Source organism: Carboxydocella sp. ULO1, assembly GCF_002049255.1.
Taxonomy (GTDB): Bacteria; Bacillota.
Genome location: NZ_BDLQ01000132.1, coordinates 14,955 through 34,919, shown reverse-complemented (window position 1 = coordinate 34,919; position 19,965 = coordinate 14,955). Strand labels below are relative to the sequence as shown.

Here is a 19,965-nt window from a genome sequence, read left to right as displayed (position 1 = left end):
ATGGGGCAACGCAAGCGGGTAATCCTGGTTACTGACGGGGACAAGGTGGCCCGTAAAGCTGTAGAGAAAGCTGCGGCTAATATTAAGGCTCACTGTATTTCTGCTTCGGCCGGCAATCCAACGCCAATAAGTGGCCCGGAATTGTTGCAGTTAATCAGGGAAGCCCGGGGTGAGCCGGTAGTAATCATGGTGGATGACCGTGGCAAGGAAGGTCAGGGGAAAGGAGAGCAGCTGGCCCGTTTCCTGGCTAAATGCCGGGAAGTAGAAATTATTGGCGCAGTAGCGGTAGCTTCCAATGACAAGGGAGCGGATGGGGTCAGAGTGGATTGTTCCATAACAGCTGATGGAAAAATAATATCCGGTCCCGTGGACAAGGAAGGGCAACCAGAGCCGGAAGGCCATCTTTATCTGGAGGGAGATACGGTAGATATGTTGCGTTCTCTGGGGGTACCAGTAATTGTTGGTATCGGGGATATAGGCAAACAGCAAGGGGCAGATAGCTGGGCGAAAGGCGCACCTTTAACGACTAAGGCTTTACGATACATTATTGAACAAGGAGGCAACCAGCATGGCTGAACGGGAGGAAATGCTGAGCGGCAAATTGGGCCGTAATTTTCAGGAAAATGTGGCCCAGCTGGATAAAATCCTGGCTGCTGGAATTTGTTTTGATGTACATAGCCGCCCCCTGGAATTCGGTCAGAAAAAAATACAGATGTATTTTGTAGATGGTCTGGTTGACTCGACCTCCATTTTGGATATGACCCGGATTCTCTCTATGGTGGAGCGCAATGACCTGGTACCAGCCACTTTGCACAAACTGGTACAGACCTACCTCAGTCACGGCCAGGTGACCACAGAAGCTGCCCTGGACAAAATTGCTTCCCATGTACTGGCCGGTCGCACCGCTTTTATTGTGGAAGGCGAACAGGAAGCCATTATCGTTGAGGCCCGGCGCTATCCGGCCCGGGGGCCGGAGGAGCCCGATCTGGAAAAGGTAGTTCGGGGTAGCCGGGATGGCTTTACGGAAACCATTATTTTCAACACTGCCTTGATCAGGCGGCGGATCAGAGACCCCAAATTGAGATTTATCATGCTATCGGGAGGGAAGAGGTCTAAAAGCGATATTTGTCTGGCTTATATCGAGGATATCGCCAGCCCGGAACTGGTAGCTGATATCAAACGGCGTCTGGAAAAACTAAATATCGACGGTTTGCCTATGGCGGAAAAGTCTGTGGAAGAGATGATTACTAAAGAGGATAATGCCTGGAACCCTTTTCCCCAGGTACGCTATACTGAAAGGCCGGATGTGGCAGCAGCCCACTTGTTGGAAGGGCATGTGCTGATTATGGTGGATACTTCCCCCAGTATTATGATTGCACCTACAACCTTTTTTCACCACGTCCAGCATGCTGAGGAATACCGGCAAGCGCCAATCGTGGGTGCATATATCCGCTGGGTACGGTTACTGGCGATTGTAGCTTCCCTGGTAGTTGTTCCTTTATGGTTGCTTTTCTCCCTGCATCCTGGATTGTTGCCGAAAGCACTGAGTTTTATTGGGCCGAAAAAAATAGGGAATGTTCCTCTGATCCTGCAGTTTCTCATAGCTGAAGTCAGTATCGATGTGGTCAGGATGGCGGCTATCCATACTCCATCCCCATTGACCACTTCCCTGGGTTTGATCGCGGCTTTAATGATCGGTGAGGTAGCAATTAATATCGGGATGTTTGCTCCAGAGGTAATTATGTATATGGCCATTGCTGCTACTGGAACTTTTGCTACCCCCAGTTATGAGCTAGGAATGGCATTAAGATTGTGGCGCTATCTCTTGATTATACTGGTCTACGCTTTAAGCTGGCCCGGTTTGGTGCTAGGCGTGCTGGCCTTATTTGTCTTCCTGGCCCGGTCCAGGTCTTTTGGAGTACCCTATCTCTGGCCGCTAATACCTTTTAACTGGACAGCTTTGAAAGCCATTCTGATTCGTTATCCAGTACCGATTCAGAATAGCCGGCCCAGCATCCTGAAGCCAGTAGATACTGACCGGCAACCGGGGCAGTCCATTCCTATTCCCTCACGGAAACCTCAGTTTGGCAAAGGAGAGAAAGAGGAAAATGAGAAAGATTAAAATCAGTGAGAAACGGGCTCCGCGGGTGGGGATTCCCCGGGCCCTCCTTTATTATAGCTATAATCCTTTCTGGACCGAATTTTTTCGTCAGATAGGGGCAGAGCCTATTTTATCACCGGAGACTAACAAGGAAATCCTCGATGCCGGAGTGCGTCTGGCTGTTGATGAAGCCTGTTTGCCGGTAAAGGTGTTTCTGGGGCATGTTCAGGCCGTGATTAATCTGGGTGTGGACTATCTTTTCATTCCCCGGCTGGTGGCCGTGGAGAAAAGGGCTTATATTTGTCCCAAATTCCTGGGGCTACCGGATATGGCCCGGGCCTGTTTAAAATTGCCTGTACCCTTGCTAAAGCCTACTATCAATCTGAATGGCGGACGACGGCAGCTCTGGCTGGCGGCCCGGGAGACGGCAGAACAGCTGGGAGTGCATCCGATACAAGCGGGACGAGCCCTGCTTAAAGCCTGGGTGTTCTGGCAGAAAGCCGGGGGGATCAGCTGGTGGCGCCAGCACACCCGTTCGCTGAGAGGCGAAAACAGCCGCAGGGGACTGAAAGTAGCTGTAATTGCTCATCCCTATAATCTGTATGATAATTACATTAATCTGGGGCTCCTCCAGCATTTGGAGCAGCTGGGTGTAGAAGTGGTTACTCCGGAAGATGTGCCCGTCCAGGAAGCAGAAGCGGGAGCAGCCCAAATGCCCAAAAGGCTATTTTGGACCCTGAACCGCCATTTGCTGGGAACCGCGTTACACCTGGCTGAGCAAGAAGGATTATCCGGGTTAATCCATCTCTCTGCCTTCGGCTGTGGGCCTGACTCATTTACCGGTGAAATTATTACCCGGCGTTTACAAAGAGCAGGGCGGGTGTCGGTTCTTAACCTGACTATTGATGAGCATAGCGGGGAGGCAGGGCTGGTGACGCGGGTGGAAGCCTTTATCGATATGCTGCAGAGAAGGAGGAAACAGTGCGGTGCCTAAAGTAACTTTTCCCCACATGGGGACGATGGCTATCGGGGTAAAGGGACTATTAAGGGAACTGAGAGTGGAAACGATTGTGCCACCTCCCATTACAAAACGCACTCTGGAACTGGGGTGTCGTCATTCCCCGGAGTTCGCCTGTTTGCCGCTGAAAATAAATCTGGGCAACTTTATTGAAGCTGCCGAGCTAGGGGCAGATACAATTTTAATGGCAGGCGGCATGGGGCCTTGCCGATTTGGCTATTATGCCCAGGTTCAACGGGAAATATTGAAAGACCTGGGTTATGACCTGGAAATGGTAGTGCTGGAACCGCCGGAGAAACACATTTCCCAGTTTATACAGCGCCTGCGGAGAATTACCGGCAATCAGCCCCTCTGGCGGGTGATGAAGGCTTTGCGCCTGGCCTGGCATAAACTGGCGGCCCTGGACCGACTGGAACGACTGGTGGCTACCTTGAGGGCCCGGGCCTACCAGCCGGAGGAAGTGGAAAAAGCCTGGCGCCAGGTCCAGGTCTGCCTGGATCAGGCCCGGACTCTGGCGGAAATTAAGCAGGCGGTGACGCATTCCCAGCAACTGCTGTACAGTTTGCCAGTGGATTGGGCCAAAAAAGTTGTGCGTATCGGTTTAACGGGAGAGATTTATTGCCTGCTGGAGCCCTTTGCCAACCTGGAAATTGAACGCCGCTTAGGAGCGCTGGGGGTCGAGGTGGAACGGAGTCTGTATTTGAGCCATTGGATCAATGAACATCTTTTTCGGGGATTGATCCCCGGTATTCCGGATAGCCATCAGGCCTGTCAGGCTGCCAGTCCTTATTTAAATCATTTCGTGGGCGGACATGGTCAGGATACCATTGGCCATGCAGTATTGTGGGCTCAGAAAGGTTTTGATGGCTTGATTCAGGTTGCTCCTCTGACCTGTATGCCGGAAATTGTAGCGCAGAGTATTTTGCCTCAAGTGAGCAATGAGCTGGGCATTCCTGCCATGACGCTCTATTTTGACCAGCATACCGGTGAGGCTGGCTTGCAGACCAGACTGGAGGCCTTTGTGGATTTGCTGGTTCGCCAAAAGGAGGTTAACAGGAGAAATGAAAGCATTTCTCGGTATTGATGTAGGTTCAGTCAGTACCAATATTGTCTTGATGGATGAAAAAGGGGAGATTAAGGAAGCACTTTATCTCAGAACCCGGGGACGGCCTATCCCTACGGTGCAGGAGGGTCTTGCCCAAATTGCTGAAAGCTGGGCCGGTAAAGCCAATATCCGCGGGGTGGGCACTACCGGTAGTGGGCGCCAGCTGGCGGCTTTACTGGTGGGTGCGGATGCGGTTAAAAACGAAATCACTGCCCATGCCGTGGCTGCTTCTACGCTGGTGCCTGGGGTACAAACAGTGCTGGAAATAGGTGGGCAGGATTCGAAAATTATTATTCTGAGAAATGGGATTGTGGCGGACTTTGCCATGAACACTGTTTGTGCTGCCGGTACCGGCTCCTTCCTGGACCAGCAGGCGGCGCGTCTTAATATACCCATTGAAGAGTTTGGGCCCCGGGCCTTAGCTGCCCGCCACCCGGTACGCATTGCTGGCCGTTGCTCGGTCTTTGCTGAATCGGACATGATCCATAAACAGCAGATGGGTCACGATCTGGCCGATATTCTCGCCGGTTTATGTGAAGCCCTGGTCAGAAATTATCTCAATAATGTAGGTAAAGGCAAAGAGATTTTGGCACCAGTGGTTTTTCAGGGGGGAGTTGCCGCCAATGCCGGCATCCGGGCTGCTTTTGAAAAGGCCCTGGGGATGGAAATTATTGTCCCGCCCCACTTTAATGTAATGGGAGCAGTAGGAGCTGCCATCCTGGCCCGGGAAGCGGTCCTGCAAGGACAAACTACCAGGTTTAAAGGCTGGAGTCTCTGTCAGCAAAATTTTGCCTCTGGCAGTTTTGAGTGCAAATATTGCCCCAATCTCTGTGAGGTTATTGAATTAAAACAAAACGGAGAAACCGTAGCCCGCTGGGGAGACCGCTGCGGGCGCTGGTCGCAAGCAGAAGCAGCCCGCGAAACAGCGGCTGGAAAATAAAATTGTTATTGAACAGTTGTGGGCTCTATGCTAAAATACAAGCATGGAGCCTTCTTTTTCCATTTGAGGGAGAAGAGCATGGCAAGAAGGAGTTGAGGAGAGATGAGAGCGGATACCAAAATCCTGCTCACTGAAAAAGAAATGCCTACCGTCTGGTATAACATTCAGGCTCATATGCCCAATTTACCGCCACCCCCGCTCAATCCCCGAACAGGTCAACCGGTCACTCCGGAAGATTTGTTGCCTATATTTCCGCTGGAACTGATCAAACAGGAGGTAAGCACTGAACCATATATCGAGATTCCTGAGGAAGTTCAGCAGCTTTATCGCTTATTCAGACCAACGCCCTTATTCAGGGCCCATCGCCTGGAAAAAGCCCTGGACACTCCGGCCCGGATTTACTATAAATATGAAGGGACCAGCCCGGCAGGCAGCCATAAGGTCAATACCTCCATTCCCCAGGCCTTTTACAATAAACAGGCTGGCATTAAGCGGCTGGCAACGGAAACAGGGGCCGGGCAGTGGGGTAGTGCTCTCAGCATGGCCTGCAGTTTCTTCGGGCTGGAATGCACTGTGTATATGGTTAAGGTTTCTTACCAGCAAAAGCCCTACCGGCGCTCACTGATGCGGGTGTTTGGCGCTGAGGTGATTCCCAGTCCTTCTCCTCTGACCCAGGCCGGGCGGGCAGTGCTGGAACAAAGCCCGGATTCACCGGGCAGTCTGGGCATTGCTATCAGTGAGGCGGTAGAGGATGCCGCCAGCCGGGAAGATACCAATTATGCCCTGGGCAGTGTCCTCAATCATGTCTGTCTGCACCAGACGGTAATCGGGCAAGAAGTTCAGGCCCAACTGGCCAAAGTGGATGAAGCAGCTGATATTGTAATCGGATGCTGTGGAGGCGGCAGCAATTTTGCCGGTATTTCCTTCCCCTTTGTCCGGGACAAAATTCTAAAGGGAACGAAAACTCGCATTATCGCCGTAGAACCGGCAGCCTGTCCCACCCTGACCAAAGGGGTCTATGCCTATGACTATGGTGATGTGGCCAAGCTGACTCCCATTATGCCTATGTATACTCTTGGCCATGATTTCATGCCTCCTGGCATTCATGCTGGTGGGTTACGCTATCATGGGGATTCCCCGCTGGTCAGTCAGCTCTTAAAGGACGGCTTGATTGAGGCAGTGGCCTATCCCCAGACTCAGGTTTTTGAGGCGGCTGTTCTCTTTGCCCGCACTGAAGGGATTTTGCCAGCCCCCGAATCTTCCCACGCCATTAAAGCGGCAATAGTAGAGGCCCTGCGTTGCAAGGAAGCCGGGGAAACTAAAACCATCGTGTTCTGTTTAAGCGGCCATGGACACTTCGATTTAAGTGCTTATGATGATTACTTGACCGGTAAAATCCAGGATTATGAATATCCGGAACGGCTGGTTAAAGAAGCCCTGGCTAACTTGCCTAAAGTGGAATTATAAATTACTCAAGCAGGAACACTCAGATAATGTGTTCCTGCTTTTTGCATTGTTATGCAGATATATTGTATACATAGGCAAAAGGACAGTGAGAAAGATTGTCAATAGGGAAAAAACATGTTATAGTGATTGATAGAATTTTCCCGGACTTTTGTGATTGAAGGTTAACGGTTTCTCAGAAAAAATCATAATATCTATTGGTGATAGGAGATGATGATATGCGTTTGCATGGTACTATGAGCATCAATGCCGAAGGGCGCTTAACCATTGGCGGTTGCGATACAGCAGGTCTGGTAGCGGAGTTTGGTACCCCCTTGTATGTTTTTGATGAGGAACTGATCAGGCAAAACTGCCGCGCCTACCGGGCTGCTTTTATGCAGGATGAGCGTATTCAGGGAGAAGTAATTTATGCCTCGAAAGCCTTCATGACCAAAGCCATGGCCCGCATTATTCAGGAAGAAGGACTGGGCCTGGATGTGGTTTCTGGCGGTGAGTTATATACTGCCCTGGAGGCAGGGTTTGATCCTGCCCGGATTTATTTTCATGGCAATAACAAATCCCCTGCCGAGCTCGAGATGGCGTTAGCTGCCGGTATCGGCTATTTTGTAGTGGATAATTTCACCGAACTGCATCTGCTCAATGGCCTGGCCGGGGAGCGGGGCGTCAAGGCCAGCATCCTTTTGCGAATTACCCCAGGGGTAGAAGCTCATACCCATGAATACATCCAGACCGGACAAATTGATTCCAAGTTCGGGTCAGCTATTTCTACCGGCCAGGCTTTGGCAATTGTGGAGGAAGCCCTGCAACTGCCTCACATAGACCTAAAGGGATTGCATTGCCATATTGGTTCCCAGATTTTTGAACTTGAAAGCTACCGTTACACAGTGCAAGTTATGCTGGATTTTCTGGCTGAGTTGCGTAGCAGGCTGGGCTTTACAGCAGAAATACTGAACCTGGGTGGGGGTTTTGGTATTTACTACGCCGAAGGGGATGAACCCGCCTCTATCGCTGCGTATGGGCAACTGGTCCGGGAGTCAGTTCTTGCTGGCTGTGAAGAAAGAGATTTGCCTTTACCCCGCCTGGTAGTGGAGCCCGGTCGTTCTATCATTGGCCCGGCTGGTACTACTCTTTATACTGTCGGTTCAGTGAAGGAGATACCAGGAGTAAGAACTTACATTGCCGTTGATGGCGGCATGGGTGATAACCCCAGACCGGCGCTCTATCAGTCCAGGTATTCGGCCCTGCTGGCCAACAAAGCTGATCAACCGGCAGAAATAGTGGTATCTGTGGCCGGGAAATACTGCGAATCCGGGGACATGCTAATCTGGGATTTGGCAGTTCCCCGTACTGAGCCCGGAGATATTCTGGCTGTATTTTGCACTGGTGCTTATAACTACTCTATGGCCATGAATTATAACCGGGTACCCAGACCGGCTGCGGTACTGGTCAAGGATGGGCAGGCAGATTTGATTATCCGCCGGGAAAGCTATGCTGACCTGGTACAAAATGATGTAATTCCTGAGAGATTGAAAAAATAGGCAACAACCCGGCTGTAGCCGGGTTTTATTTATAGTACAAATGCACTAAAAATAGACTAGATGGCAGGGAAAGGGATAATTTTATTTAATATTTCTAACTAGGGGGGAGAGAGATGTTAACAGCCCAAAATCTTAAAAAAATTATACTGGTTTCAGGATTCTTGCTAATTGTAATTCTGGCAGGGGCAAGTTACTATACCAGTAAACCGCAGTTTTGTGCCAGTTGTCACTTGATGGAGCCTATTTATCAAAGCTGGACCCAATCTGCCCATAAAGATGTAGAATGTTATGCCTGTCATGCTGAGCCCGGCTTCGCTGGCGTGGTAAAGGCCAAAATTAGCGGAGTTAGGGAGCTGATGATAACTTTACTTAATCTGGAGCCCAGGCCGCAGGCTACGGTAAAAAATGAGCGTTGCCAGAGCTGTCATCAGCAATGGCCTGCTGAGTTAAAAAACATGCCTGGCATAATTTACAATCACGAAAAACATAGCCGGGGCTATAATTGTACTTTATGCCACAGTGGGGTAGCCCATGGTAGCAGAGCCCGGTTAAAAATGAAAGATTGTCTGACCTGCCATCGGGTTAAAGGCGCTGGTAAAGCACCGGTAGATGACTGCTTGAAATGCCACCGGGATCCCAATAGTCTTAAACCCCGAAACCATCAGGAGCCAGCATGGGCAATAACCCACGGGCGGGAATATCGAAGGGATAAGAATAACTGTCTTGCCTGCCATCGTCCAGCAACTAATCTGTGTCAACAATGCCATCCTGCACCGAAATAAAAGGCGATAATATCGCAAAGATTTGTTCTAAAGCTACGGGTATGGCTGCTTTGACCTGTGGGCTCAATTCCAGACCAGGTCTGATGTCAGCAGGTTGAATTCCCAGCAGGACCAGGTCATGGGGCAATTTACCACGCCAGCAGGCCAGGGCCAGTAAATCAGCCAGGGCTACCTGGTGAGGGGAGAGCCGGGGCCGGGCCAGCTGGATTAACTGCTCATAACTAAAAAGACCCACGGTACCCGGGGGCTTGTCCCAGTTTACGGCATCGATGATCAAAAGCTGTGCAGCAGTTTCAATTACGGGCAATAAGGATAAACCCCCGGTGCCGCCGTCCACCAGTTTTATCTGAGAAGCAAGACCGGATTGACGTAATCTCTGCAGTAGATGAATTCCTATTCCTTCATCACGATAGAGAGGATTACCCAGCCCGAGAACAACCGGTTTAGCCATTTTCTCTGTCCTCTCTGACAGGAACATATTTATAGCCGCTAAAAATAGACGAAACGGTGCCATCATCATCCAGGATATCCTGACGTATTACGGTATAGAGATGCAAGACGACAAAGGCAGCAAAAAGCCAGGCTGCCAGGTGATGATAACTGCGCAGAACCAGTGAATTACCGCCAAAGAAGGGGATTAGCCAGCCAAACCAGCGTTCCTGCCAGCCGCCGGGATGAATCTCTCCTTGCAAGGCTAGTCCACTGGCTATCATAAAGGCGGAGTTGATCCAGATAATGAAAAAGTAGGTAAGCTGGGCCAGGACATTGTGGCCGGTATGCACCGTATGTTCTTTTTTGAGAAAAAGATAGTATTTTAACGTCTCCAGGCCATCGGCAAAAAATCCTTTTCGCCAGGGACGAAAGCGGGCATACTCATTGCCGACAAAAGCCCAGTAAAAACGGAAAAGGAAATTGGCTATAAACAGCCAGGCGGCCCAGCCATGCCAGTAGCGGGCTTTACCCATCAGAAAAAAGGAGTAGGCTTCGGTTCCAGCCGGCCTGTATTTGGGAAAGCCAATATAGAGGCCGGTGAGAAAAAGGGTAATGATCAAAAAGACATTTAACCAGTGATAGAAGCGGACCGGCCATTCCCAGACATAGATGGCTTTGCGCAGCATCGCATACCCTCCTTAGTAAAACGCTATTTCAGTCAGGGGTTGACTGGTAGTGAGATCAGTTAAATGCACAGCACAGGCAATACAGGGGTCAAAGGAATGAATAATTCGCAAAATTTCCAGAGGCTTGGCCGGATCGGCCAGAGGTGTTCCGACCAGAGCTTCCTCATAAGGGCCGCGCTGCTCAAGACCATCCCGGGGGGAGGCATTCCAGGTAGTGGGGACTACTGCTTGATAGAGAGTGATTTTGCCATCTTTGATTTTTACCCAGTGCCCTAGAGCGCCGCGGGGAGCCTCAGTAATGCCCGCACCTCTGGCTTCTTTGGGCCAGGTGGAAGGATCCCATTTTTCCGGATTAAAAACCCGGGTATCACCGGCTTTGAGGTTGGCCAGCAGTTCAGCATAGGTTTTCTTCAGGAAGTGGACCAGGATCCTGGTTTCCAGGCCGCGGGCCAGGGTACGCCCCAGGGCGCTAAATAAAGCCTCCTTGCCCAATCCCAGTTTAGCCAGGGCGGAATCTACTTCTTCCTTAATCCGGGACTGGCCCCGGGCATAACCTACCAGTATACGGGCCAGTGGACCCACTTCCATAGGTTTACCCCGCCAGCGGGGAGCTTTGAGCCAGCTATATTTGCCGGTTGTATCCAGTTGCTTATAAGGAGGACGAGGGCCGGTATATTTGGGATTGGTCTGTCCTTCCCAGGGATGCAGCCCTTTGCTTCCACTATATTCATACCAGGAATAGTCAACGAATTCCTGAATCTGTTCTGGATCCTTTACATCTATGTCATGGACCTCATTCAGATTGCGATTTAAGATTACCCCGGCGGGAAAAATTTCTTCTCCGGTTTCTTTTTTACCCCGGTCAGCTAGATGGCCATAGACCAGAAAATTACCTACGCCACCACCATAGGTCCAGTCTTTATAAAAGGACGCAATGGCCAGCAGATCGGGAAGGTAGACTTTTTCCACAAACTCAATCGCTTTATCGATTTCCCGGCCCACCAGATTCAAACGTTCCATATTTATGGTATTATCGTTATCCAGATTAATGGTGCAGGCCATACCGCCAACCAGATAATTGGGATGGGGATTTTTACCACCAAAAATGGTATGTATCCTGACTATATCTTTTTGCCATTCCAGAGCTTCGAGATAGTGGGCCACTGCCAGTAAGTTGACTTCCGGTGGTAACTTATAGGCCGGGTGCCCCCAGTAGCCATTGGTGAAAATACCCAGTTGACCACTGGCAACAAAACTTTGCAAGCGTTTTTGTAAATCCCGGAAATAGCCAGGGGAGGATTTGGGCCAGTCAGAAAGAGATTGGGCCAGACGGCTGGTCGCAGCCGGGTCTGCTTTCAAGGCAGAAGTGATATCCACCCAGTCCAGGGCATGCAGGTGGTAGAAATGCACTACATGGTCATGGACAAACTGGGTAGCATTCATGATATTGCGGATCAAGGTGGCGTTTTTAGGCACTTCAATTTTCAGGGCATCTTCTACTGCCAGTACGGAGGCAATGGCATGGATATGGGTACAAACCCCACAGATACGCTGGGCAAAGGCCCAGGCATCCCGGGGATCCCGATCCTTGAGGATAAGTTCCAGCCCGCGAAAGGCAGTGCCGGAACTATAGGCTTCCTTGATCACGTTCCCTTCTACATCAGCTTCGATGCGTAAATGTCCCTCAATTCTGGTTAGAGGATCAACCACTATTCTTTGGGCCATGCTTTTCACCTTCTTCTTTCTTTTTGGTTTTTAACACTCCGGTGGCCAGGGCATGTAACCCCACTCCGGCAGCTGTGACACCAACCACTTTTTTACCCAGTTCATCGGGGTCAACCGGTTTAGCCTGACCAGGTATATGCGCCAGCCTGGTATAAAAGGGCGAGTTATCGAAAAAGTTGGGCTCCGAACAGCCCAGACAGGGATGGCCGGACTTGATAGGGTAGCTGACCCCATTATTCCACTGGGTAATGGCACAGGCATTATAGGTGGTGGGACCTTTGCAGCCCATTTTATAGAGGCACCAGCCCTGTTTGGCCCCCTCATCATCGAATTGCTCCACAAAAAGACCGGCATCGAAAAAGGCCCGGCGATTGCAGTTGTCATGGATACGATGATTGTAGAAGGCTCTGGGACGGCCCAATCCAGTCAGCTCCGGCAAACGATCAAAGGTAACATAGTGGGCAACCACCCCTGCGATTACTTCTGCAATAGGTGGGCAACCAGGCACATCAATAACCGGTTTGTTCCGCACTATATCCTTAACGGCGACAGCTCCGGTAGGATTAGGGCTGGCCCCCTGAACACAGGTGTTGGTGGCACAGGAGCCATAGGCGATAACTGCCAGTGCGCCCTCTGCAGCTTCCAGCAGGACCTGGCGGGCAGTTTTGCCAGCAATAGTAGTGTATATACCATCATCTTTTAAAGGCACACTTCCTTCCACAACAAGCAAATAGCGGCCCCGATAGTCCTGCATGGTTTTAGCTTTAGCTGCTTCTGCTTGTTCTCCGGCAGCGGCCATCAGGGTTTCCATGTAATCCAGAGAAATCAGGTTGAGGATCAGGTCTGAAAAGAGGGGATGGGCGGTTCTGATAAAGGATTCGGAACAACAGGTACATAGTTGCAATTCCAGATAAATAACCGGTAATCGCTGTTTGGTTTCCAGAGCATGAGCAACCTGGCTAATAAAGGAGGCATCCAGACCCATGGTAGCAGTGAGAATGGTGCACAGGCGTAAAAAATCGCGCCGGGTGTAGCCTTTTCTTAAAAGGGCGTGATAGTAGGTATCGGTCATGGTTTGCTCCTCCTTGCTGTGGATTTATTTTATTTTTTGCCGTTAGTTGAGGATTATACAAAAAAAGACAGCAATTGTGAGCCCGGTCACAGGAGTTGCTGGCAGGGGATGGTATAATTGGATTAAGAACAGAAAGGAGTGAGGGAAAATGAGAGCCAGAGTGAATAAGGATCTGTGTATTGGCTGTGGAGCCTGCGCCGCCATTTGTCCCCAGGTGTTTGAGCTAGGGGAGGACGGATTGTCCCTGGTTATTGCGGATCCAGTTCCAGCGGAGGCTGAGGCCAGTGCCCGGGATGCGGCGGATGGTTGTCCGGTAGGGGCCATTGAAATTGAGGAGTAAAAAACAGGCCACCCGTTTTGGGTGGCCTGTTTTTTGGCGTTATAACTGTTGCAAAAGCATCAAAATAGGTTATACTTATGGATGAGAATGGAGGTAGAGCAAAGAACATGAAAAAAGCGGTTGTCTTATTATCCGGGGGCATAGATTCCACCGTCTGTCTGGCTTTAGCGCACCGGGATGGTTATGAGCTATATCCCATTTCCTTTGATTATAACCAGCGCCACAAACGGGAACTGGACAGTGCCCGCCAGATTGCCGAATATTATCACTGTCCCCGGCATTTAATTATTACTACCAACATGGATGCTATCGGGGGCAGTGCCCTGACGGGGACAATGGAAGTACCGGAAGGGGATATAGAGCGCAAGGACATTCCCCCTACTTATGTTCCAGCCCGCAATCTGATTTTCCTCAGTTATGCCGTCGGCTATGCTGAAGTGGTAGGAGCAGAACGGATATATATCGGGGTCAATGCCCTTGACTATGCCGGCTATCCCGATTGTCGACCGGAGTTTATCCAGCGCTTTCAGGCCACAGTGGATTATGCGACTAAAGCGACAACCAGGGATGCTCAAAGAATCGAGATTGTAACCCCCTTAATCAATCTGGATAAGGCTGGTATTATTAAACTGGGTATGGAGCTGAAGGCTCCCCTGCACCTTACAACCACCTGCTATCGGGGGGGAGAAAAGGCCTGTGGTCGTTGTGATGCCTGTCTTTTGCGTTTACAGGGTTTTTCCCGGGCAGGTTTTCAGGACCCGATAAATTATGTTCATCTCTAAGGAGCAGAGGTGAGAAGGATGAAAATAATCGCCTTCACCGGAGCTGGCATTTCTAAAGCCAGTGGTATACCTACTTTTGAAGAAATGCCCGGAATCAGAGACTACCTGACCCGGAACTATTTTCAAGAGGAGCCGCAGGAGTTCTACCAGAAGCTGTGGCAAATGTATGAAAGAATAAGCCAGGCAGAACCTAATCCTGCTCATCTGGCCCTGGCCCGCTATCAGATTCCGGTAATAACCATGAATATTGATGGCCTGCACCGTAAAGCCGGGACCAAAGAGCTAGTGGAAATTCACGGCAATCTGGACTATGTTTTTTGTCCGGTCTGTCAACGCCAATATCCTTTTACAGTAGTTAAAGACAATCATTTTTGTTCTGACTGCCGGGAGGTGCTGCAACCCAATGTCGTCTTATATGGCGACTGGCTGGCCCAGTTGCCCCAGGCCCTGGATCTGGTGGCTGATGCCGAACTGTTGCTGGTTATTGGCACTTCCTTTTATACTTCCACTGCCCGCTATGTTACCGAACGAGCTCGCCTGGCCGGGGCCAGGGTGGAGGTAATAAATGCGGAAGCGGAAAAAGTGCTGCCCGAACTACTGGACCGCCTTTTTAATGCCGAAAGGCATGCATAAGAATAGGGCCCTTTCGCCATCCTGTTAGTGAAATAACTGACAGGAGGTAAGGCCCATGATTATTACATTGCAGGCTAAAAGCCACTGGGTAGAACAAATGAAAAGCGAAATTACCATCAGGGAGTTTTCCCCCGTAACCATGGATGAGCCCGGAGATCTGGGCGGACAGGATTCAGCTCCCACCCCGATGGAATATGTCCTGGCTTCGTTACTGGGTTGTACCACCGTAATGGCGGTAATGATTGCGAAAGAAATGGCCATTAAAGTCAATGGTCTGATGATGCGGGCAGAAGGGGAATTAAATACCGATGGTATTATGGGTAAAGGAGATGTACCTCCCTATTTTACCCGGGTGAAACAGGAGATTAGCATTGATAGCACTGCCAATCAGGAACAGCTGGAACGCCTGGCCCAGCAAATCAAAAAACGCTGTCCGGTATATAATATGCTAAAAGCAGCCGGGACCGTGGTAGAGGTCAACTGGCAACCTGGACCGGCAGTTCCCTAGTCAGTTTCTTCCCATAACCAGACGGTATCCAGCTGCAGAGTATTTTTAATTCTGACAGTTAAGCGGGGACGATGTCCCAGTATTCTGGAGGCCCAGTGCAGGGCCTCTTTTTCGTCGGCAGCTACGAGGGGTAGTTTGGCTCGCTCAAGAAATCCGGTAGTTAAGGCATTGGCATAGGTGGCTGTCCAGTCAATCTTGTTGACCAGCTGCCGGGTGGTAAGATCAGCCAGTCCGATTCCATAGGCATTGCCCTGGGATGCCGGGGCCAGGTCCAAAACCAGAATCAGTTTGATCAGAGGAGAGGGAGCTGGTGCAGGTAGGCCGGGAATACCCAGGCGATTGATAACATGGGTATCCATTCCAGTGCCACTAAAACATTTCCCGATTTCCTCCACCATCAGCAAATCGATCTCTGACCAGGGCAGACGGGGTTGCCAGCCTTTAACCCGGGCCAGTAATTGTGGTTCTTCTGCCAGAATTTCTGCAGGAGTAAGAGCCACCAGGTCGGCCAGTTCCTGATAGGCGTTTTCCAGAATGGCTATGCCTCCCCAGATCGGCAGGCGGGTAAGCAGCAGCCGGGCGGCTTCACCCAGACGCTGGCTTAAGCTCTGGGGGCCGCCAGCATGTAAGGCTGCTGCTCCAGCAGGACCGCCCATACCCAGAGCCAGCATTTTGACCAGACCGCTCTCCCAGGGACCAGTAAAAGAAGTATGAGGTTTAACCCGGTTAATTAACAGAATAGCATTGGTGGGCAGCGGTAATTCCAGGGTAAATATCGGGGTGCCATTCTTCAGCCTGTCAGTTTCCCGGGTAACAACCCCGGGATATACCGGGCAGCCCATAGTGTCAGCACTAATACCCAGTTCAGCCAGGACCCGCAATTGTCCTTCAGCGGTACTACCGCCATGACTGCCCATGGCGGCAATCAAATAGGGAGTAACCTGACGCTGACGCAAAAAATCCAGAATTTGTTTGAGCAGGGTGGGTAAAACGGCTATGCCCCGGCTGCCTACCGGTATGGCCACGGTAGCTCCGGCTGCCAGGGGCTGCTGCTGCCATAACCTTTCCAGTCCGGCCTGTAAAACTGCCGTCGGGTCAGTCAGACGAGGCCGGGGAAAACTTAAGGTGACTTTTTGCCAGTGTTGTTCTTGCAATTTCATCATCTCCCAACCAGAGGATGGTAATCAGATCGGCAGAAAGGGCAGAAAGCTTTTGCCAGGGCGGCTGGCGATACAGGTTCAAGGCCGGGAGAGGCCAGACAGGATCCAGGTCAGGATTCAGGGATTGCCAGGTGTGGCGCAAAACCTTTGTCAGCAGTTCCAGTGGTGAGTAGCCACACTGACCCAGGAGCTCCAGTTCCTTCAGTAAGCCAAAACCATGTCTGACTCCTGTGGCCCCGGCATCACTGCCTGCTACTACCGGCACTCCCAGTTGCCGGGCCAGTTCTACCATTTGCATTTGCCTATCCAGGCTGCGGGCTGCTACCGGATAGGCCGGGGCCTGAGCGGCTACCGGAGCCAGAGTGGGGACCCAGTAAATGCCCTTTTGCGCTAGCTGGATCAGGGTGGATTCGGTGAGGAAGTAACCATGTTCCAGACTGTGTACCCCGCAACTGGCAGCTAAGGCACTGGCTTCAGCACCGCTGGCATGTACCATGAGGGGTAATCCTGCCCCATTGGCCTGAGCTACTAAAGCGGACAATTCCTTCTCTGTAAACTGGCAGGGCCCGACCTGGCCGTATTCGGTAAAGGAAATAATGCCTGAGAGCATCAGTTTCAGGTGCCGGGAGCCATTGGCTCTAATTTGTGTCGTCAGCTCGCCCCAGGGAGGCATGGCATTACGCCCCAGGGGATGGGCAAAGGCAGTACCATATCCCCCTTCCCGACAGTAGGCGGGATGGGTGGTATGTATATAAAAAAGGCTGTCCAATTGGGCGGCGAGACGATGGGCCCAGCCCTGGCGGTCCCCGCCATCCCGGGCTGCCAGCACACCGGCTCTGGCCATCGATTCCAGATTAGTTTGCCACATATGGTGCATACCTGTTTCGTCGTTCCAGCGGGCCCGGGCAGCTGCAAAATCCACCCCGTCTAGAGCCAGATGGACATGGGCATCTGCCAGCGGGGTGAGGGCATAACAATCAGCATAGGTTGTATCGGGAGCAGGTAAGTCCGCAGGGTAAGCCTGCCAGGGAATGAGCCGCTGGAGTTTGCCTTTTTTTATTTCCAGAACCACCGGGGTTTCCACAGGTTGATTCATACCACAGCTAAGAAACCCCGATAACAGCAGAAAGTGGCTGACCACGTATCTCTACACCCTCCTGTTTTTGCAAATTATTATATAATATAAAGGGAAGGATTGCTACTATTGCAAAAGTATGTGAGAATAGATATATAAGAGCACAGATTAGAGGAGGGTGTGGCATGCTGGCAGACAAGGAGAGTTTTAAGCAGGCATTTCTCGAGAAACTGGCAGCTTTGTTTGGCAAAACGCTGGAAGAAGCGACAGAGCAGGAGAAATATCAGGTGCTGGGACATCTGGTGCGGGAAGCCATTTACCAGCGCTGGGTGGAATCCAAACGACGACATGCCCAGCAACAGACAAAACAGGTTTATTATTTTTCCCTGGAATTCATGTTAGGGCGTCTATTGAGCAATAATCTAATCAACCTGGGCTGGCAGGAGAACTGGCAAGCGGCTTTACAGGAACTGGGAGTGGACTATTCCCTGCTGGAAGAAGTGGAACCGGATGCAGGCCTGGGAAATGGCGGTTTAGGCCGACTGGCAGCCTGTTTTCTCGACTCCCTGGCATCGCTGGGACTGGCTGGCCACGGTTGTGGTATCAGATATAAATACGGGCTGTTTGAACAAAAACTTGTTAATGGCTATCAGGTAGAGCTGCCGGAAAATTGGCTGAAAGAAGGGAATGTCTGGGAAACCCGGCGGGCGGATAAAGCAGTTAAGGTGCGCTTTGGTGGTCAGGTCAGGGTGGAGGAAAAACAGGGCCGGTTGAATTTTATTCATGAAAACTATGAGGAAATAATAGCAGTGCCTTATGACATTCCCATCATCGGTTATCGCAATGATTGTGTTAACACCCTGCGTTTATGGAGTGCAGAAGTGGCCAGGACGGAATTCGATTTCGCCTGTTTTAGCCGAGGGGAATACCTGAAGGCAGTAGAATATAAATATGCGGTGGAGGCTATTTCCCAGGTACTGTACCCGGATGATAATACATATAAAGGACGGGAACTGCGCTTAAAACAGCAATACTTCTTTGTCTCTGCCGGTATACAGAGTATCTTGCGCTATTTCAAAAAATGCTACGCCAATCAGTGGCATTTGCTGCCGGAAAAAATCGCTATCCAGGTTAATGATACCCATCCGGTACTGGTAATTCCTGAGTTAATGCGGATACTTATGGATGAAGAAGGGCTGGGCTGGGATGAAGCCTGGGATATAACCACTAGAACCGTGTCTTATACCAACCATACCATTCTGGCTGAAGCCCTGGAAAAATGGCCTATTGAGCTGTTCAAACAGCTTTTGCCCAGGATTTACATGATCGTGGAGGAGATAAATGAACGTTTTTGCCGGGCTCTCTGGGGGAGATATCCCGGTGATTGGGAGCGTATCCACCGGATGGCGGTAGTGGCAGACGGTTATGTAAAAATGGCTCATTTGGCTCTGGCTGGTAGTTACCGGGTCAATGGAGTGGCCAGAATTCATACAGAGATCTTGAAAACCAGGGAAATGCGGGAGTTTTACGAGTATTTTCCCGAAAAATTCACTAACAAAACCAATGGTATTACCCATCGCCGCTGGTTGTTAAAAGCTAATCCGCAGCTGGCGGAACTGCTTACAGAAGTGATTGGGGATAGCTGGATCCGGGAACCGGAAGAACTGAAACGTCTGTTACCCCTCGTTGATAACCGGGATTTACAGGAGAGGGCGGCATCTATCAAGCGTCAGAACAAGGAAAGGATGGCCCGGTTTATTTACCAGCATTGTGGTCTGAAAGTAGACCCGGCTTCTCTGTTTGATGTTCAGGTGAAACGTATTCATGCCTATAAGCGCCAACTCTTAAATATTCTGCATGTACTGGACTTGTACCTGCGCTTGCTGGATGAGCCCAACCTGGACCTGGTACCCCGTACCTTTATTTTTGGCGGTAAAGCAGCACCCAGCTATTATATGGCTAAAAGTATTATTAAACTTATCAATACAGTTGCCGAGAAAATCAACAATGACCGCCGCTTTAATGACCGTTTACAGGTTTGTTTTCTGGAAAACTACCGGGTTTCCCTGGCGGAGCTGGTCATGCCTGCGGCTGAGGTGAGTGAACAGATCTCAACGGCAGGAAAAGAAGCTTCGGGTACAGGCAATATGAAATTCATGATGAATGGAGCTATTACCATAGGAACCCGGGATGGTGCCAATATTGAAATTGGAGAAGCAGTAGGAGAGGATAATATTGTCTTCTTTGGGCTTACTGCAGACAGGGTAATGCACTATTATGAACATGGCGGTTACAGTTCCTGGTATTTATATAATTCCCTGCCGCGGCTAAAACGAGTGGTGGATTCCCTGATCAATGGCTTTTTGCCCGCTGCCAGGGAAGAATTCAGCAATATTTATTCCAGTTTGACCCACAGTGATGAGTTTTTTGTCCTCAAGGACTTTTTGCCTTATGCCGAAGCCCAGGCTAAAATCGACAATTTATACCGGGATTTCCAGCGCTGGCAACGTATGAGCTTGACCAATATCGCCTGTTCGGGCCGTTTTTCCAGTGACAGAACCATCAGGGAATATGCCGGGGAAATCTGGGGACTGCTCTGATTGC

Annotated in this window: 19 protein-coding genes; 13 read left to right on the top strand and 6 right to left on the bottom strand. The window is 50.6% G+C overall.

All coding sequences use genetic code 11. The features are described from left to right. The 8 genes from ULO1_RS13620 (at position 1) to ULO1_RS13585 (ending at position 8,948) form a co-directional block, all read left to right on the top strand. Positions 1 to 576 (top strand): stage V sporulation protein AE, encoded by a 576-nt coding sequence (locus ULO1_RS13620; protein ID WP_078664798.1) that lies wholly within the window; start codon positions 1 to 3, stop codon positions 574 to 576. Beyond that, on the top strand, positions 569 to 2,122 hold the full coding sequence (locus ULO1_RS13615) for a spore germination protein (RefSeq protein WP_078664797.1): 1,554 nt from the start codon (positions 569 to 571) through the stop codon (positions 2,120 to 2,122). The genes ULO1_RS13620 and ULO1_RS13615 overlap by 8 nt, the downstream gene beginning before the upstream one ends. Continuing rightward, a complete protein-coding gene (locus tag ULO1_RS13610; protein ID WP_078664796.1) occupies positions 2,109 to 3,095 on the top strand; it encodes an acyl-CoA dehydratase activase-related protein in 987 nt (328 codons plus the stop codon). The genes ULO1_RS13615 and ULO1_RS13610 overlap by 14 nt, the downstream gene beginning before the upstream one ends. Continuing rightward, positions 3,088 to 4,203: a CoA protein activase gene (locus tag ULO1_RS13605; RefSeq protein ID WP_307168109.1), complete on the top strand. Its 1,116-nt coding sequence runs from the start codon at positions 3,088 to 3,090 to the stop codon at positions 4,201 to 4,203. The genes ULO1_RS13610 and ULO1_RS13605 overlap by 8 nt, the downstream gene beginning before the upstream one ends. Further along, entirely contained in the window at positions 4,181 to 5,164 is a 984-nt protein-coding gene (locus ULO1_RS13600; protein WP_079933757.1) for an acyl-CoA dehydratase activase, read from the top strand. The genes ULO1_RS13605 and ULO1_RS13600 overlap by 23 nt, the downstream gene beginning before the upstream one ends. A 102-nt stretch (positions 5,165 to 5,266) precedes the next feature. Continuing rightward, positions 5,267 to 6,631 carry a TrpB-like pyridoxal phosphate-dependent enzyme gene (locus ULO1_RS13595; protein WP_078664794.1) on the top strand — a complete coding sequence of 455 codons (1,365 nt, stop codon included), beginning with the start codon at positions 5,267 to 5,269 and terminating at the stop codon, positions 6,629 to 6,631. Positions 6,632 to 6,846: 215 nt separating this feature from the next. Beyond that, on the top strand, positions 6,847 to 8,166 hold the full coding sequence (lysA, locus tag ULO1_RS13590) for a diaminopimelate decarboxylase (RefSeq protein ID WP_078664793.1): 1,320 nt from the start codon (positions 6,847 to 6,849) through the stop codon (positions 8,164 to 8,166). A gap of 113 nt (positions 8,167 to 8,279) precedes the next feature. Continuing rightward, positions 8,280 to 8,948 (top strand): NapC/NirT family cytochrome c, encoded by a 669-nt coding sequence (locus ULO1_RS13585; protein WP_079933756.1) that lies wholly within the window; start codon positions 8,280 to 8,282, stop codon positions 8,946 to 8,948. Here ULO1_RS13585 and ULO1_RS13580 read toward each other — a convergent pair. The 4 genes from ULO1_RS13580 to ULO1_RS13565 are packed head-to-tail and all read right to left on the bottom strand — an operon-like array spanning position 8,911 to position 12,863. Next, positions 8,911 to 9,399 (bottom strand): hydrogenase maturation protease, encoded by a 489-nt coding sequence (locus tag ULO1_RS13580; RefSeq protein WP_159446911.1) that lies wholly within the window; start codon positions 9,397 to 9,399, stop codon positions 8,911 to 8,913. The two genes, ULO1_RS13585 and ULO1_RS13580, sit on opposite strands and share 38 nt — an antisense overlap. Next, positions 9,392 to 10,066 carry a Ni/Fe-hydrogenase, b-type cytochrome subunit gene (gene cybH, locus ULO1_RS13575; protein WP_078664790.1) on the bottom strand — a complete coding sequence of 225 codons (675 nt, stop codon included), beginning with the start codon at positions 10,064 to 10,066 and terminating at the stop codon, positions 9,392 to 9,394. Before cybH ends, ULO1_RS13580 begins: the two co-directional genes overlap by 8 nt. A gap of 12 nt (positions 10,067 to 10,078) precedes the next feature. Then, on the bottom strand, positions 10,079 to 11,791 hold the full coding sequence (locus ULO1_RS13570) for a nickel-dependent hydrogenase large subunit (RefSeq protein ID WP_079933754.1): 1,713 nt from the start codon (positions 11,789 to 11,791) through the stop codon (positions 10,079 to 10,081). Beyond that, positions 11,769 to 12,863: a hydrogenase small subunit gene (locus ULO1_RS13565; RefSeq protein ID WP_078664788.1), complete on the bottom strand. Its 1,095-nt coding sequence runs from the start codon at positions 12,861 to 12,863 to the stop codon at positions 11,769 to 11,771. Before ULO1_RS13565 ends, ULO1_RS13570 begins: the two co-directional genes overlap by 23 nt. Positions 12,864 to 13,011: 148 nt before the next feature. On the opposite strand from ULO1_RS13565, the gene ULO1_RS13560 reads away from it, so the two are divergent. The 4 genes from ULO1_RS13560 to ULO1_RS13545 all read left to right on the top strand — a co-directional run bounded on the left by ULO1_RS13560 (position 13,012) and on the right by ULO1_RS13545 (position 15,126). Then, positions 13,012 to 13,203 (top strand): ferredoxin, encoded by a 192-nt coding sequence (locus ULO1_RS13560; RefSeq protein ID WP_078664787.1) that lies wholly within the window; start codon positions 13,012 to 13,014, stop codon positions 13,201 to 13,203. Positions 13,204 to 13,310: 107 nt separating this feature from the next. Then, a complete protein-coding gene (gene queC / locus ULO1_RS13555) occupies positions 13,311 to 13,985 on the top strand; it encodes a 7-cyano-7-deazaguanine synthase QueC (RefSeq protein ID WP_078664786.1) in 675 nt (224 codons plus the stop codon). 18 nt (positions 13,986 to 14,003) lie between these two features. Next, on the top strand, positions 14,004 to 14,618 hold the full coding sequence (locus ULO1_RS13550; protein ID WP_078664785.1) for a Sir2 family NAD-dependent protein deacetylase: 615 nt from the start codon (positions 14,004 to 14,006) through the stop codon (positions 14,616 to 14,618). A gap of 55 nt (positions 14,619 to 14,673) precedes the next feature. Then, a complete protein-coding gene (locus tag ULO1_RS13545) occupies positions 14,674 to 15,126 on the top strand; it encodes an OsmC family protein (protein ID WP_079906647.1) in 453 nt (150 codons plus the stop codon). Here the strand turns inward: ULO1_RS13545 and ULO1_RS13540 are convergent. Both ULO1_RS13540 and ULO1_RS13535 read right to left on the bottom strand, forming a co-directional pair. Further along, positions 15,123 to 16,280: a hypothetical protein gene (locus ULO1_RS13540; protein ID WP_078664783.1), complete on the bottom strand. Its 1,158-nt coding sequence runs from the start codon at positions 16,278 to 16,280 to the stop codon at positions 15,123 to 15,125. The two genes, ULO1_RS13545 and ULO1_RS13540, sit on opposite strands and share 4 nt — an antisense overlap. After that, positions 16,222 to 17,427: an amidohydrolase family protein gene (locus ULO1_RS13535; protein ID WP_079906648.1), complete on the bottom strand. Its 1,206-nt coding sequence runs from the start codon at positions 17,425 to 17,427 to the stop codon at positions 16,222 to 16,224. Before ULO1_RS13535 ends, ULO1_RS13540 begins: the two co-directional genes overlap by 59 nt. Before the next feature lie 119 nt (positions 17,428 to 17,546). Between ULO1_RS13535 and ULO1_RS13530 the strand changes: the two genes are divergently transcribed. Then, positions 17,547 to 19,961 carry a glycogen/starch/alpha-glucan phosphorylase gene (locus ULO1_RS13530; protein WP_078664781.1) on the top strand — a complete coding sequence of 805 codons (2,415 nt, stop codon included), beginning with the start codon at positions 17,547 to 17,549 and terminating at the stop codon, positions 19,959 to 19,961. Positions 19,962 to 19,965: the final 4 nt, after the last annotated feature.

Bases quoted from the DNA above. Each gene is read 5' to 3' on its own strand.
- ULO1_RS13610 (WP_078664796.1), top strand. From the start codon at position 2,109: ATGAGAAAGATTAAAATCAGTGAGAAACGGGCTCCGCGGGTGGGGATT.
- ULO1_RS13530 (WP_078664781.1), top strand. From the start codon at position 17,547: ATGCTGGCAGACAAGGAGAGTTTTAAGCAGGCATTTCTCGAGAAACTG.
- ULO1_RS13600 (WP_079933757.1), top strand. From the start codon at position 4,181: ATGAAAGCATTTCTCGGTATTGATGTAGGTTCAGTCAGTACCAATATT.
- ULO1_RS13620 (WP_078664798.1), top strand. From the start codon at position 1: ATGGGGCAACGCAAGCGGGTAATCCTGGTTACTGACGGGGACAAGGTG.
- ULO1_RS13585 (WP_079933756.1), top strand. From the start codon at position 8,280: ATGTTAACAGCCCAAAATCTTAAAAAAATTATACTGGTTTCAGGATTC.
- ULO1_RS13545 (WP_079906647.1), top strand. From the start codon at position 14,674: ATGATTATTACATTGCAGGCTAAAAGCCACTGGGTAGAACAAATGAAA.
- ULO1_RS13580 (WP_159446911.1), bottom strand. From the start codon at position 9,399: ATGGCTAAACCGGTTGTTCTCGGGCTGGGTAATCCTCTCTATCGTGAT.
- ULO1_RS13595 (WP_078664794.1), top strand. From the start codon at position 5,267: ATGAGAGCGGATACCAAAATCCTGCTCACTGAAAAAGAAATGCCTACC.
- ULO1_RS13570 (WP_079933754.1), bottom strand. From the start codon at position 11,791: ATGGCCCAAAGAATAGTGGTTGATCCTCTAACCAGAATTGAGGGACAT.
- queC (WP_078664786.1), top strand. From the start codon at position 13,311: ATGAAAAAAGCGGTTGTCTTATTATCCGGGGGCATAGATTCCACCGTC.
- ULO1_RS13560 (WP_078664787.1), top strand. From the start codon at position 13,012: ATGAGAGCCAGAGTGAATAAGGATCTGTGTATTGGCTGTGGAGCCTGC.
- cybH (WP_078664790.1), bottom strand. From the start codon at position 10,066: ATGCTGCGCAAAGCCATCTATGTCTGGGAATGGCCGGTCCGCTTCTAT.
- ULO1_RS13565 (WP_078664788.1), bottom strand. From the start codon at position 12,863: ATGACCGATACCTACTATCACGCCCTTTTAAGAAAAGGCTACACCCGG.
- lysA (WP_078664793.1), top strand. From the start codon at position 6,847: ATGCGTTTGCATGGTACTATGAGCATCAATGCCGAAGGGCGCTTAACC.
- ULO1_RS13550 (WP_078664785.1), top strand. From the start codon at position 14,004: ATGAAAATAATCGCCTTCACCGGAGCTGGCATTTCTAAAGCCAGTGGT.
- ULO1_RS13615 (WP_078664797.1), top strand. From the start codon at position 569: ATGGCTGAACGGGAGGAAATGCTGAGCGGCAAATTGGGCCGTAATTTT.